Raw genomic sequence first — 12,816 nt, 5'->3', positions numbered from 1 at the left:
GCTACTTAACTTTTTGGGGTCTTTTTTATGCAGAGAAAGTGCTGTGATTAGCCACGCTGAGCTAAGGCCGCACCATTTTTAAAATAATCTTGGATGCCACTAAGCATGGCCCGTGCTAATTTGTCTTGGTGGCCCGCGCTGCTGAGTAGTTTTTCCTCGGTGGGATTACTGATAAACGCTGTTTCAATTAATATGGATGGGATATCAGGGGCTTTTAGCACAGCAAAACCAGCGCGCTCGACTTGGCGCTTGTGCAAGCGATTGACTTTGCCAATTTCGCCTAAAACGCCGTTGCCTATACGCATTGAGTCGTTAATCTGGGCTGCAGTAGAGAGATCCAGCAAAACTTGAGCGACTTGTTTGTTGTGAGAGCCGATATTAATACCGCCAACTAAGTCTGCCTCGTTTTCTTTTTTAGCCAGCCAACTGGCGGCACTGCTAGTTGCGCCGTTTTGAGATAGCGCGTACACCGATGAACCACGTGCAGTGGGCTTTATCCACGCATCTGCATGGATAGAAATAAATAAGTCAGCTTGAACACGACGGGCTTTTTGCACGCGTACCCCTAAAGGCACGAAAAAATCTTTATCGCGTGTCATATAGGCGCGCATGTTGGGCTGGGCGTCGATGAGTTTTTTTAAGCGATGGGCAATTTGTAGTACTACGTCTTTTTCGCGCACCCCGCTAGGTCCAATAGCGCCTGGGTCTTCACCACCGTGACCTGGGTCTAGAGCGACCAAAATAGGACGGTTTTGACGCGTGGGGCTGACTTGAGGCACTGGCTCGCTAGGTTTCGGCACAGAGGCGGGTTTTGTTAAAGGAGGGGGAGTACTTTGCCCTGTAACCGTAGGGACGGGCACAGAGGGTTGGGATTGCGCTAGCTGGTCAAGCACAGCGGCAAGTGGGTCCTCGTCGGCAGCGTTTTGAAGAGCCAAGAGGGGATCACGTGCTACACGGGGATACAAATCAATAACTAAACGGTATTTGTATTCACCAATGGGTTTTAAGGTAAAAACCTGAGGGGCGATGGGTTGTTTAAGGTCTAGAACCAAGCGCACTACATCCGCACTAAACTGACCCACACGCACATTTTGAATGTAGGGGTCATTGGCGCGGACCTTGGAGACGAGCTCGTGCAAGGTGGAGTTGAGTTGCAATCCTTTTAGGTCAATCACCATGCGGTGAGGGTTATCTAAAGTGAAGTGTTCGGACTGAAGTTCTTGGTCGAGCTCTAGGGTGACGCGTGTGTAATCGTCGGCTGGCCATGTTCGAACCGCCACAATACTGTTGGCATGAGCAATTCGAGGCACAATGGGAAACACAAGTAGAGTCGTTGCAGAGGCAACGAAACGGCGTCGGCTAGAGCAAACGCTATTCATCGTTAGATGCTTTGGTTGAGAGTGTTTAGCCATGTTTGTCCTTTGTTGCTATAGGCAGTAATAGTTAAGTCTCGCCCTTCGCCTTGGTACTCAAGGTGCAGTGTTAAGTCGGGATGGGGTAATAGCCCGCCTGCTTTTTCTGGCCACTCGATAAGTACAACGGCTTTTTCCTCTAGAATATCACGAAAACCGGCCTCTACCCATTCCTCGGGGTCGTTAAAACGATAGAAATCAAGATGATAGAGATTAAAGTTAGAAACTTTATAGTTTTCTAGCAACGCATAGCTAGGACTTTTGATACGACCGGTAACGCCTAAGGCACGCAGAAAGGCTCGGGTAAATGCGGTTTTACCAGCACCTAAGTCGCCCTCTAAGTAAAGGTGGACGCTGCTTTCAAGCGGTTGTACTGCTTGAGCCAAACGCTGCGCGAGCGCGTTGGTTGCATCTTCGTCTGCAAGAAATTGGTGATAAGTAGCCAATGCTGAGGTGGAGGAAGACATAATCGTTAATTTAAGCAAATAGCCAACAAAATGACGTGTACCTACCATAGTGGCAGAAAGTCAAAGAGTCTTATTATAGATTGCTTAGAAAGGTTTTTTCTTTTTATAATTTCTTTTTGGCCCCATAGTTAAATGGATATAACTTTCCCCTCCTATTTTTTTGGGCAACCTAGGTGAAAATCTAGGTGTGAATGTGCTTAAATTCGGCGAACCCCCTGTCTTGTACGAGGCAACGCCGAGCGAAGCAGTGTTATGCACACTGAACGTGTAGAGACTAGACAGGCACCACCTACCTATTACTTGTTAGTATTACAGGGTGAAGGCATAGTCCAGACCACAAAGTAACCACATATTGGCTTACGCGGTGAAAACCGTAGTGGTACGAAGGGAAGATTGCAGGTTCGATTCCTGCTGGGGCCGCCATCACATAAAAAAGTGCCTGTATATGAATAGGCACTTTTTTTATAAAGCACGTATTACCATTGACCAAAAAATACGCCTGCTTTTTTATACGCATCGGTGCCTTTTTCTATGGCAGCCGTAGTAACGGTAGTACGACGTTTTAATTGACTGAACCAGATTAGTAGCTCTTGGCGTAATTCGTCGCGAATAGCTTGGTGGCTAGCACTGCGGCCCAAGTCTTGAAACTGGTGCGGGTCGTTTTCTAGGTCAAAAAGCTGCTCGGGTAAATCCATCCAGTACACATAATACCAACGCTCGGTGCGTATGGCCCAGGCCCGCGAGTTAAATGGAGTACGGTTCAATAACAGCCTAGAGCGCCTATAGCTATAGTCCAACTCTGAGTACACAGTATTGCGCCAAGTCTTATGTTCTTGGAAAAGTACAGGCTGTAGGCTGCGCCCTTCAAGACGGTGACAAGGAATGGGTATCCCCAGTGCATCCAAAATAGTGGGTAAAATATCCACGGCTTCTACCATTTCCGTTAAGCTTTGACCGCGCGATGCATCGGCGCTAGCTCGTGGATCCATAATAATCATAGGCACCTGTTGGACGGTATCGTAAAACAACTCTTTTTCACCCAACCAATGGTCGCCCAGAAAATCACCGTGATCTGCAGTAAATATAACCAAAGTGTTATCCATAAGCCCTTGGTGTTCCATATGCTCAAACAGACGGCCCAAATGCTCATCTAGTTGAGAAATCAAGCCTTGGTAAGCAGGACGTACGGTACGTATGCACTCGTCTTGTGCAAAGCTTTGTGACTCCTCTTGTTCACGATAAGCCGCGACCACAGGGTGGGCATGGTGTTTTTCTTCTTCGTTGCGTATAACTGGCAAGCACTGATCGGCGTTATACATAGCGTGATATGGGGCTGGTGCAATGTAGGGCCAGTGGGGTTTAACATAACTCAAGTGCATGACCCACGGCTGATCGCCTTGTTTTTTCATGAAATCGATAGCCTGATTTGTCATATAGGCCGTTTCAGAGTGCTCTTCTTTGACTACGGCTGGAAAGCGCGCATTACGCATGAACCAACCGCTGACTTTTTCGCCTTGGTCATTCAGGGCAGAGATAACATAATCTGTCCATGGGTCGTCTGACTCGTAGCCATGGTGCCGTAAATAAGCCGGATAACCGCTTTCTTGACCGGGCTCATGGTGACCATCATAGCGGTCAATTTCCTCAAAGCCGCCATTATAAAGGAGTTGACCTAACTCACTGCCCCCATCAAGGTTGAGACGGGCTAAGCCTTCGTGATCGGGCATAACATGTGTTTTGCCTGCCAAGACTAGATTAAGCTTATGCTGACGCAGGTATTCGCCCATCGTCACCTCGCCCACGGATAAAGGCACTCGATTCCATGTGGCACCATGCGTAGAGGGGTAGCGGCCAGTGTAATAGCTCATACGAGAGGGGCCGCAAACCCCAGAGTTCACAAAAGCACGCTCAAATTTGACGCCTTTTTTCGCTAGAGCATCAATGTTAGGTGTACGTATATAAGGGTGACCATAACAGGCTAAATGATCAGCGCGTAACTGGTCCGCCATAATAAATAACACATTTTTTACTACTGACATTACTCGTTCACCTTGTAGCCGGATGCTTGAATAATAGGAGTCCACAGCTGTTTAAAACCATTAATGATGACGGTGGACTCTGAGCGGTCTGCTGCCACGGGCGGTAAATCGCTGTTTTTAAAACGCTCTTGGATTTTAGGTTGGCTTATGATGTCTTTAATTAGATCGCCCAAATACGTCACTTTGGCGTCATCTGCGTCTGCAGACATATAAAAAGCATTCCACCCCGCCGCCTGAATATCTAAACCACTTTGCTGCAGGGTAGGGACACCGTCTAAGTTAGGGGCAGGCTCTAGCCCTGAGGTGGCTAGAACACGTATTCGCCCCCCTTTGTGTTGAGGCGTCAGCACATCCATGGTGTCGATGGCAACAGGAATTGAGCCTCCAATTAGATCATTCAGGGCTGGAGCAGAGCCACGGTAACTAATCGCCTCGGCGTCCACACCACTTTTTTCCGCTAGCATGAGCGCAAAGAAGTGCGGCAAGCTTCCTGATGCTGGTACAGCCACATTAAAATCGTTTGGATTGTCCTTTACCCATTGAAGTAGATCATCCATTGTTTTAAGCGGACTATCAGCGGCTACGGCAACACCAAAGGTGTAATCGGTAATAACAGAAACAGGTTTGAAATCGACGTCTGGATCGTAACTTAAATTATTAATGACCAAAGGCGCAATTACCATCGTAGCCGGGTTAGCTATAATCATGATGTCTTTAGATGCACCCTGATTTTTGGCATATTGAGCCGCAATACGCCCACCTGCTCCAGTACGGTTTTCTACGACTACATTGACTTTTAAGCGCTCTTGTAATTGGTCGGCAACAAATCGAGCGGCTCGATCTGAGGCTCCACCTGGGCTATAACCTACTGCTATATAAAATGGGTTACTAAATGAGGGGGTCTCGGCCAAGGCTGGGCTTACCTGCCACAAAATGCCAGTAGCGACCAACGGTGCGGCGATTTTTTTTAGCCATAGTTTCATTGTGTTATTCCTCCATTTTTTTATCATGTGATGCGGTATTAAACACCATAGCAATGGAGTAAATGGTTGATCTAATCAAGTATGCGAATTAAAGGGATAACCCCATGCAAGAACGAGGAGAGGTTATGACGGGTTTTTTACGTTCACAGCCATTGTTTCAGCTGTATTTGGCTTGGTCTTCCGCAAACCCCATGTTTGTACGTTTAAGTGAGGGGCGATTTAATATCACGCGTCGTGAATGGCGTATCGTCGCAACGTTAAGTCATTTTGAGCGGTTAAGCGTATCAGAGCTAGCGCACGAGGTGCAGTTAGACTTGGTGCGCACATCACGTACCGTTACGCGCTTAGTGGAAAAAGGTTTGGTGTCTCGTGTTAAAAATCGCACCAATGCACGCTCGGTATGGGTGCAGTTAGAACCAAAAGGCTGTGCTATTTATGAAAAGATGAGGCCATTGGTCGAAGAGCTAAACCAGTTATTGATCCAAGACCTAAGTGCGGCTGAGCAAAAGCAACTTACTACGTTGTTAAACACAATCACTAGACGCGCCCAACAACTTAATACCTCTACATTTATTACGGATAAAGCGCGGCGCGGCAACCGGTAGTTCCATCAAAATGCGAGCAAAGCTTCGTCCTTTAGGGCAAGGAGGATGTCAATTGGGGGATTATCATCCATCACAGCGCAGTCCTAGGGAAACTACTAACATTAAACATTAAATGGTTAATGTAAATTAGTTAACCATATTGATTAATTTTTAGTTAAGGAGGCGGCTATGGCTGATCTTTTTGATAACCCAATGGGCTTAGCTGGATTTGAGTTTATAGAGTTTGCAGCACCTACCTCAGGTGTATTAGAGCCCTTATTTGAAAAGCTTGGCTTTACCGAAGTAGCCCGTCATCGCTCTAAAGACGTATCCTTATACCGACAAGGTGATATTAATTTCATTGTGAATCGTGAACCTAAAAGTTTGGCTTCGTACTTCGTGGCCGAGCATGGTCCAGCGGCGTGTGGCTTGGCTTTCCGAGTGAAAAATTCTCAAAAAGCGTACCAACGTGCTCTAGAGTTAGGGGCGCAACCTATTGATATTCCTACTGGTCCTATGGAGTTGCGTTTACCAGCTATTAAAGGCATTGGGGGCGCTCCATTGTATTTGATTGATCGCTACCAAGAAGGCGAGTCCATCTACGATATTGATTTTGAGTTTTTACCAAATGTGGATCGTAACCCAGTAGGGCATGGCTTTAAAGTTGTGGATCATCTAACACATAATGTGTACCGCGGTCGCATGGCGTTTTGGGCTGATTTTTACGAACGCTTATTTAACTTCCGTGAAATCCGTTATTTCGATATCAAAGGCGAGTACACGGGGTTAACTTCAAAAGCCATGACCGCACCTGACGGCAAAATTCGCATTCCGCTAAACGAGGAGTCTAAACAGGGTGGCGGTCAAATTGAAGAGTTTTTAATGGCATTTAATGGCGAAGGCATACAGCATATTGCGCTGCTTAGCGATAATATTTTTGAGTCCATTGATGCCTTACGTGCTGCGGGTGTGCCCTTAATGACAGCACCTAGCAATACCTATTATGAAATGCTTGCCGAGCGCTTGCCTGGTCATGGCGAAGAGGTTTCAGAGCTGCAAACGCGTGGTATTTTGCTTGATGGCACCACAGAAGGGCAACAACCCCGTTTGTTGCTACAGATTTTCTCAGAGCCTGTACTTGGCCCCGTGTTTTTTGAATTTATTCAACGCAAAGGGGATGAAGGTTTTGGCGAGGGCAACTTTAAAGCGTTGTTCGAATCGCTTGAACGCGATCAAATTCGTCGTGGTACTTTATCTGCCGAAGAAACGGCCTAATTACGACGCGTTTATTAATGCTGTAGGCGCTATTGCTTTACGAAGCCGTAGCGTCTTTTTTTGTCAAACTGCCAGCTTGAATGATCATTTGGGTAATCACATCTAGTTGGGTTTGGGTAGCGATTTCATCTATATCAAAAACACGCATAATTGCAATACCGCGTAGGGCAGAAAAAATAACATACGCAAACTGCTCTGGTTGAGCATGACACGCAGCAACCTCGGGGAAAACTTCGACAAAATGAGCAAAGTAGATGGGATCATGTACCGAGCGATGCACGTTAATTTTTTCAAACAAAGCAGTGTTTTGTGAACCAAAGAACATGCTCCATGCTGCAATATAACTGGGGGCTCCGTAGACATCTTTCCACGCTTGGTACACAAACTCGTGGGCGCGCTGGGATAAAGGCAGTTGCAATGCATCCACTGACCACCCTTTGCCTATAGTAGCCAAGGGGGCCATGACGGCCTCAACCACTTCTTCCATTAAGCTTTGACGATTACCAAACTGATGCTGAACGGCACCTAAGGTTACATTTGCGCCCCGAGCAATGTCTTGCAGATTAGTTTTTTGGTAGCCTACTGTCTGAAGTAAGTGCAGCGCGGACTGAATAATTTTGCGTTTTGTTTCGTGGCTGCGCTCTGATTGGGTACGCCGTTTAGTTGAGGTTTTTTTTGTCGTCGTTGTCATGCGGATTCAGATAGAAGCTAGATAAAAAATGCTGTAGAGGTGGTGCATGTATGAATTGTCTTCAAAGCATTTTAGGACCTGTACTTTAATCTCGCAATCAAAGCACAAAATGGTTAAGGCTAACCCCGCATAGTAAACCCTAACAAAAATGCCATACGTTTTTGAGTATGGCATTTTTGTTTAAGGTTCTATTTTGGTTTAGATTGACTGAAAATACATGGCGACAGCATCGGCTAAGGTTTGATCACTTTGTGAGTTGCGCCCACTGACCCCAATAGCGCCGATCAAGCGGTTATCGCTACTGTATAAAGGAGTGCCCCCAGGGACTGCAGTAAGCTGGTCATCCATGTAGTCTTGGGTCTGCAGATGATCTTGTTGCAACTGCAAATGAAATTCCGTAGTTGCAATACCTAAACGAGCAGCGCTATAGGCTTTAGAAATAGCAAGCGTGATGGATTGAACAGGAGCCTGATCCATGCGCTCGAACCAAATAAGGTCACCAGAGCTGTCTACAATAGCAAAGCAGACTGGACTTAAAGCGTCTTCTGAGACTGTATTGTGCAGCCAATGAGCTAAATTAAGACAATCTAGGTGAGTCAAAAACATAGATAATTAAATGCGGGTAATTTGATTTTTGCAAACTATTTTTATGAATTGTTGCACTCATGATATAGCATAACCATAGATTGATAAAGCGTATTACAAAGAATCCTGCTTTACACCACAGTCTGGAAAACGATGGGTTGCATTAAGAGAGCTTGGGCTTTAATCCAATGCCACATCAACCGGTTGAGCGAGTAGTTTGTCGATCAGTATATGGGGGGCTAACTGCAACAGCATCCCTCTTTTGCCGCCATTAATATAAATAGTATCAAGCGTTAAGATAGTATGTTGTACCCAAATGGGCATGGTTTTACGTGTACCAAAGGGTGAGGTACCCCCCACCAAGTAGCCAGAGTGACGTTGGGCGGTAGCAGGCTCACAAGGTTGAATGTGCTTGGCTCCAGTTTGGCGGGCTAGGTTTTTCGTTGATACCTCTTGGTCACCATGCATTAAAACAACCAGTGGCTGTTTTTTCTCGTCTTCCATAATTAAGGTTTTAATGGTGAGGTGTGGGTCTAAGCCTAGTTTTTGGGCAGCGTCATTGGCCCCCCCTTTGGCTGTGTACTCATACACATGTTCAGTAAATGGTATTTGTTGTTTTTTTAACCACTGTGTTGCAAGGGTTTCACTGGGTTTTTTAGACATAGAGATCAAATTCAAGCGCGTGGATGGTGTTCGCGATGCAGTTGTTTTAGACGTTCGCGTGTAACATGGCTATAAATTTGCGTGGTGCTAGGGTTTTTATGGCCCAGCAGTAATTGCACCATATTAAGATTAGCACCATTTTTTAGTAAATGACTGCCAAAAGCATGGCGCAAAGAGTGTGGCGATAAAGTAGCTGGCATACCCGCTTGGTGAGCATATTTTTTGATAATTAACCAAAAGCTTTGGCGTGTCATGGCTTTACCCTGGGTGCTAATAAACACCGCCTCAGAGGAGCGCCGATGCAGCAGGGCTGCTCGGCTTTGATGAAGATACCGCTCTAGCCAAAGACGCGCGTCGGGACTCAAAGGAATTAAACGTTGTTCTATTTGATTAGGGTGAGTCACCAAGACCACCCCTTGGTCTAGTTGCAGCTGATCCATTTCCAAGCTGACTAACTCGGAAACCCGCATCCCGGTGGCATAAAGCAGCTCTAGCATGCATTTATCACGTAAACCTAATGCTGTATGAGTAGGGGGCGTATTCAATAATCGATCAATGTCGGTTTCACTAATAGTGGGATTGTTTTGCGCCAAAACCTTAACTGTGCGTAAGCCTTGGGTGGGGTTCTGCGCAATGTGTTGTTGATTTTTTAACCAGTCATAAAATTTATTGAGCGTGGCTAACCGACGATTAACGGTGCTGGGGGTAGGGTTGCTTTTGGTATCTGCAAGCCAAGTGGATATAAGTGCTGTGGAAACGGTAGACACGGTGACAGACGGCGCGTGTTCCTGAAGCCAAAGCACAAAGCGTTGTATATCGCGCTTATATGCAGCTACGGTATGCGTAGACAGTTGATCTTGAACGAGTTGTTGAGCGAATTGCTCAATCCAGTCTTGAGTGGTCTGCGTCATCATAATTTGTAGTGGAGGCGATTTTAACACCACCCTTATATATATAGGGTGCTATACTACGCTCGTAGGTGGTTAAATAACGTAACAAATAATAAGGAGTCTACGGTGATAGCATTAAAAAAATCATGGCGTATTGCTTTTTTAGCTGGTGCATTAAGTGTAACAGTCATGTCGGCCCCTGTGGTTGCGGCTGACTTAGTGGTTTCTGCTGCGGCCAGTCTGACCAATGCGTTCAAAGAAATTGGGGAGAATTTTGAAAAACAACAGGCAAATACCAAGGTGTTAAATAGCTTTGCTGCCTCGGATGTGTTGTTGCAACAAATTATTAATGGTGCGCCCGTTGATGTGTTTGCTTCAGCAGATCAAAAAGCCATGGATAAAGCGGTAGAGGCAGGTGCCGTAGATGCTGCTACACGCCATGACTTTGTACAAAATGGGGTAGTGCTTATTGTACCTGCAGATAATCCTAAAAATATCAAAAAGGTAGCCGATTTAGCCAATAATGATGTGACACGCGTGGCGTATGGCAATCCTGAAACAGTACCAGTAGGTCGATACACACAAGGAGCCTTAGAAAAATCCGGCGATTGGGCAAGTGTAGAGTCTCGTAAAGTATTGGGTCAAAACGTGCGTCAAGTATTAGACTATGTAGCTAGAGGCGAAGTGGATGCTGGGTTTGTTTTTGCTACGGATGCGGCTGTTATGAAAGACAAAGTATTAGTGGTAGAGCAGATTGAGACCACAGTACCGGTGACTTACCCCATCGCATTAGTAAAACGCAAGGGGCGTAATGAGTCCGGCCAAGCGTATATTGATTATATTTTGTCTGATGAGGGGCAGGCTGTGTTAGCTAAATACGGTTTTAACAAACCGTAGTTCTACAAAAATAAAGCACGTAAAGGCTGCATTATGCAGCCTTTGCATTAAAAGAGAGTAAGTTATGACGGGTCTTTGGGTACCGTTGCTGTTGTCATTAAAAGTGGCGGGCTGGGCCACGCTTTTTGCTTCTATCTTTGGTATTGGCGTTGCTTTTTTATTGTCACGCTGGCGTTCACCATTATGTAATTTGGTTGATTCTATTTTGACCTTACCTATGGTGTTGCCACCCACTGTCATTGGGTATTATTTGTTGGTTGTGTTTGGACGACGTGGCTGGTTAGGGCAGTGGCTTTCTAGTATGGGCATAGAGCTGGTTTTTACTTGGCAAGGTGCGGTATTGGCGGCTACCGTAGTGGCGTTTCCTCTGGTGCTAAAATCGGCGCGTGCTGCATTTGAAGATGTGGACAATCGTTTGGAAAATGCGGGCCTGATCCTTGGCTTAAATCAGCTCGAGGTGTTTTTCCGTATTAGTTTGCCGTTAGCAATGCGCGGTATTATGGCTGGTGTATTGCTTGCTTTTGCGCGTGCTCTAGGCGAATTTGGGGCTACTTTGATGATTGCTGGCAGTATTCCTGGACGCACACAAACTTTATCGATTTCTATTTACGAAGCAGTACAAGCAGGTAATGACCAACTTGCTCTAATAATGGTGCTGGTCACATCGGTTAGCTGTGTAAGTATCTTGTGGTTGGCGGGCTTATTAACGCCACCACAACAACGCCGAGGGGTGCAGTAATGTCAGTCTATATAAATATAAAACGCTCGCTGACAAATGCTACCCGCGAGTTCCTACTTGATATTAAATTAGAAACACAAGCACATCGTATTGCTTTGTTTGGACCGTCTGGTTCGGGTAAAACTCTGACTATTCAAGCCGTGTCGGGTTTGATGAACCCCGACAGTGGTGAAATACGCGTTAACGATAAGCTGTTTTTTTGTTCAGACAAAGGCATTAATATGCCACCCCAAGAGCGTCAGCTCGCGTACTTGTTGCAAGACTATGGCTTGTTTCCTCATTTAACCGTAGCGCAGAATATTAGCTTTGGTTTGAAGCGGGGGCTATTTAACCCGACTAAAAAATGGGTGCCTGACGGCGCTAAGCGCTGGGTCGCAGCCTTTGACCTACAAGCCATTTTAGGAAATTATCCGCACGAGATATCCGGAGGTCAAAAACAACGTACCGCATTGGCTCGGGCTTTGGCTGTTAGCCCCGAGCTGTTATTGTTGGATGAGCCTTTGGCCGCCTTAGACATTCATTTACGCGTACGCATGCGAAAAGAGCTATCTCAGTTACAAAAGCAGCTAGATATCCCATCGATTATCATTACGCACGACCCTGAGGATGCCATTGTATTAGCTGACGAGGTGTACCGTATTGCTGATGGCAAAATTCAGGGGCATTGCACCCCTGAGGAACTGAGCCAAGAAATAGCGCTTAGCCGCGATCGATTGGCTACCGAGTTGCAGCGTGCAGCCGTGGGGTTTTAGTCTATGGTACCCAATAAAACGCTAGAGGCTTTGAATATAGCCACAGCGCGCTGACCGACTTCTAGCTGTAAACGCTTTAGGCTTTCCATTGTAATAATGGCCGTAATGCGATGTTTATCAGAAATTTCCAACCCGACCTCGGCATTTACTGCACCGGGTTCGATATGCACAATAGTGCCCTCTAGCTGGTTGCGTGCAGAAAGCTTGCCCTCATTGGGCAGAGCAACAATAATAGATGAGGCTTTAAGAAAAGCCAACGCACGTACGCCTTCCTTCAAGGACATGCTTTCTACGCTTTCGCGTGTAATAGACGCAATAATTGGTTGATTGCCCCCAATGTTAAGAGAAACCTCGGCATTCACAGCGCCTAGAGTAATTTTAGAAACGATTCCAGAAAAATTATTGCGTGCAGAAGTTTGAACCATCATGGTTTGTAGTAATTCCAAGTTTTTGTCTGAGCCGGGCTGTGCTTTGGTTAAATGTTTCATAAAGCGCTGATGCGCAGCATCGAGCTGCTGGTAGAACTCGAGTATTTCTAGAGCTTTAGGTGTTAACGAGGCTCCGCCACCACGTTGGCCGCCGGTAGTGCGCAGAACTAAAGGTTCGTCGGCCAAGTTGTTCATGGTGTCGATGGCATCCCAAGCGGCTTTATAGCTCAAGTCAATATGGCGCGCTGCAGCAGAAATGGAACCGTGCTCGTGAATGGCGGCTAAAAGTGCCATCCGCCGTGGGTTACCCCAGTTTAAGGTACCGGAGCGAAACCAAATAGAGCCAGCTAGCTCAAACGAAGGGGTATTTTCTGATGACATGGTTTGATTTAATCTGTGTCTCTGTGTTGA

14 protein-coding genes are annotated in these 12,816 nt (G+C 46.2%); 5 read left to right on the top strand and 9 right to left on the bottom strand.

Annotated elements, in window-relative coordinates; all coding sequences use genetic code 11:
- Positions 1 to 47: 47 nt before the first annotated feature.
- The 4 genes from ACBP46_RS11045 to ACBP46_RS11030 all read right to left on the bottom strand — a co-directional run bounded on the left by ACBP46_RS11045 (position 48) and on the right by ACBP46_RS11030 (position 4,901).
- Positions 48 to 1,412: an N-acetylmuramoyl-L-alanine amidase gene (locus ACBP46_RS11045; RefSeq protein ID WP_371016789.1), complete on the bottom strand. Its 1,365-nt coding sequence runs from the start codon at positions 1,410 to 1,412 to the stop codon at positions 48 to 50.
- Positions 1,382 to 1,879: a tRNA (adenosine(37)-N6)-threonylcarbamoyltransferase complex ATPase subunit type 1 TsaE gene (gene tsaE / locus ACBP46_RS11040; RefSeq protein WP_371016788.1), complete on the bottom strand. Its 498-nt coding sequence runs from the start codon at positions 1,877 to 1,879 to the stop codon at positions 1,382 to 1,384. The genes ACBP46_RS11045 and tsaE overlap by 31 nt, the downstream gene beginning before the upstream one ends.
- 476 nt (positions 1,880 to 2,355) lie before the next feature.
- Entirely contained in the window at positions 2,356 to 3,918 is a 1,563-nt protein-coding gene (locus tag ACBP46_RS11035; protein ID WP_371016787.1) for a sulfatase-like hydrolase/transferase, read from the bottom strand.
- Positions 3,918 to 4,901: a tripartite tricarboxylate transporter substrate-binding protein gene (locus ACBP46_RS11030; RefSeq protein WP_371016786.1), complete on the bottom strand. Its 984-nt coding sequence runs from the start codon at positions 4,899 to 4,901 to the stop codon at positions 3,918 to 3,920. The genes ACBP46_RS11035 and ACBP46_RS11030 overlap by 1 nt, the downstream gene beginning before the upstream one ends.
- Positions 4,902 to 5,026: 125 nt before the next feature.
- On the opposite strand from ACBP46_RS11030, the gene ACBP46_RS11025 reads away from it, so the two are divergent.
- Both ACBP46_RS11025 and hppD read left to right on the top strand, forming a co-directional pair.
- Complete coding sequence (locus tag ACBP46_RS11025; RefSeq protein ID WP_371016785.1) at positions 5,027 to 5,506, top strand: MarR family winged helix-turn-helix transcriptional regulator; 480 nt, start codon at positions 5,027 to 5,029, stop codon at positions 5,504 to 5,506.
- Between the two features lie 168 nt (positions 5,507 to 5,674).
- Positions 5,675 to 6,760, top strand: a complete 1,086-nt coding sequence (gene hppD / locus ACBP46_RS11020; protein WP_371016784.1) for a 4-hydroxyphenylpyruvate dioxygenase — start codon at positions 5,675 to 5,677, stop codon at positions 6,758 to 6,760.
- Between the two features lie 37 nt (positions 6,761 to 6,797).
- Here hppD and ACBP46_RS11015 read toward each other — a convergent pair whose 3' ends face one another.
- From ACBP46_RS11015 to ACBP46_RS11000, 4 genes are all read right to left on the bottom strand, one after another.
- On the bottom strand, positions 6,798 to 7,451 hold the full coding sequence (locus ACBP46_RS11015; protein WP_371016783.1) for a TetR/AcrR family transcriptional regulator: 654 nt from the start codon (positions 7,449 to 7,451) through the stop codon (positions 6,798 to 6,800).
- 198 nt (positions 7,452 to 7,649) lie between these two features.
- Positions 7,650 to 8,057 (bottom strand): GlcG/HbpS family heme-binding protein, encoded by a 408-nt coding sequence (locus ACBP46_RS11010; RefSeq protein ID WP_371016782.1) that lies wholly within the window; start codon positions 8,055 to 8,057, stop codon positions 7,650 to 7,652.
- A 159-nt stretch (positions 8,058 to 8,216) separates the two neighbouring features.
- Positions 8,217 to 8,705 (bottom strand): Cys-tRNA(Pro) deacylase, encoded by a 489-nt coding sequence (ybaK, locus tag ACBP46_RS11005; RefSeq protein ID WP_371016798.1) that lies wholly within the window; start codon positions 8,703 to 8,705, stop codon positions 8,217 to 8,219.
- 5 nt (positions 8,706 to 8,710) lie between these two features.
- The gene (locus ACBP46_RS11000) at positions 8,711 to 9,613 is read right to left on the bottom strand and encodes a tyrosine recombinase (RefSeq protein WP_371016781.1); all 903 of its coding nucleotides are present in this window, start codon (positions 9,611 to 9,613) and stop codon (positions 8,711 to 8,713) included.
- A gap of 165 nt (positions 9,614 to 9,778) precedes the next feature.
- Here ACBP46_RS11000 and modA point away from each other — a divergent pair, with 165 nt between their 5' ends.
- The 3 genes from modA to ACBP46_RS10985 all read left to right on the top strand — a co-directional run bounded on the left by modA (position 9,779) and on the right by ACBP46_RS10985 (position 11,977).
- A complete protein-coding gene (modA, locus tag ACBP46_RS10995) occupies positions 9,779 to 10,486 on the top strand; it encodes a molybdate ABC transporter substrate-binding protein (protein ID WP_371016797.1) in 708 nt (235 codons plus the stop codon).
- Between the two features lie 64 nt (positions 10,487 to 10,550).
- Positions 10,551 to 11,225 (top strand): molybdate ABC transporter permease subunit, encoded by a 675-nt coding sequence (gene modB, locus ACBP46_RS10990; RefSeq protein ID WP_371016780.1) that lies wholly within the window; start codon positions 10,551 to 10,553, stop codon positions 11,223 to 11,225.
- Entirely contained in the window at positions 11,225 to 11,977 is a 753-nt protein-coding gene (locus ACBP46_RS10985; RefSeq protein WP_371016779.1) for an ATP-binding cassette domain-containing protein, read from the top strand. The genes modB and ACBP46_RS10985 overlap by 1 nt, the downstream gene beginning before the upstream one ends.
- Here the strand turns inward: ACBP46_RS10985 and ACBP46_RS10980 are convergent.
- Positions 11,974 to 12,786, bottom strand: coding sequence for a TOBE domain-containing protein (locus ACBP46_RS10980; protein ID WP_371016778.1), 813 nt, complete (start codon positions 12,784 to 12,786; stop codon positions 11,974 to 11,976). The two genes, ACBP46_RS10985 and ACBP46_RS10980, sit on opposite strands and share 4 nt — an antisense overlap.
- Positions 12,787 to 12,816: the final 30 nt, after the last annotated feature.

It is taken from the genome of Paenalcaligenes hominis (genome assembly GCF_041359055.1).
Lineage (GTDB): Bacteria > Pseudomonadota > Gammaproteobacteria > Burkholderiales > Burkholderiaceae_B > Paenalcaligenes > Paenalcaligenes hominis_A.
This window is presented reverse-complemented; position numbering and strand designations above follow the sequence as displayed.

Bases quoted from the DNA above. Each gene is read 5' to 3' on its own strand.
- ACBP46_RS11030 (WP_371016786.1), bottom strand. From the start codon at position 4,901: ATGAAACTATGGCTAAAAAAAATCGCCGCACCGTTGGTCGCTACTGGC.
- ACBP46_RS10985 (WP_371016779.1), top strand. From the start codon at position 11,225: ATGTCAGTCTATATAAATATAAAACGCTCGCTGACAAATGCTACCCGC.
- hppD (WP_371016784.1), top strand. From the start codon at position 5,675: ATGGCTGATCTTTTTGATAACCCAATGGGCTTAGCTGGATTTGAGTTT.
- ACBP46_RS11045 (WP_371016789.1), bottom strand. From the start codon at position 1,412: ATGGCTAAACACTCTCAACCAAAGCATCTAACGATGAATAGCGTTTGC.
- ACBP46_RS11015 (WP_371016783.1), bottom strand. From the start codon at position 7,451: ATGACAACGACGACAAAAAAAACCTCAACTAAACGGCGTACCCAATCA.
- ACBP46_RS11010 (WP_371016782.1), bottom strand. From the start codon at position 8,057: ATGTTTTTGACTCACCTAGATTGTCTTAATTTAGCTCATTGGCTGCAC.
- ACBP46_RS11025 (WP_371016785.1), top strand. From the start codon at position 5,027: ATGACGGGTTTTTTACGTTCACAGCCATTGTTTCAGCTGTATTTGGCT.
- ACBP46_RS10980 (WP_371016778.1), bottom strand. From the start codon at position 12,786: ATGTCATCAGAAAATACCCCTTCGTTTGAGCTAGCTGGCTCTATTTGG.
- ACBP46_RS11035 (WP_371016787.1), bottom strand. From the start codon at position 3,918: ATGTCAGTAGTAAAAAATGTGTTATTTATTATGGCGGACCAGTTACGC.
- modB (WP_371016780.1), top strand. From the start codon at position 10,551: ATGACGGGTCTTTGGGTACCGTTGCTGTTGTCATTAAAAGTGGCGGGC.
- ACBP46_RS11000 (WP_371016781.1), bottom strand. From the start codon at position 9,613: ATGATGACGCAGACCACTCAAGACTGGATTGAGCAATTCGCTCAACAA.
- modA (WP_371016797.1), top strand. From the start codon at position 9,779: ATGTCGGCCCCTGTGGTTGCGGCTGACTTAGTGGTTTCTGCTGCGGCC.
- tsaE (WP_371016788.1), bottom strand. From the start codon at position 1,879: ATGTCTTCCTCCACCTCAGCATTGGCTACTTATCACCAATTTCTTGCA.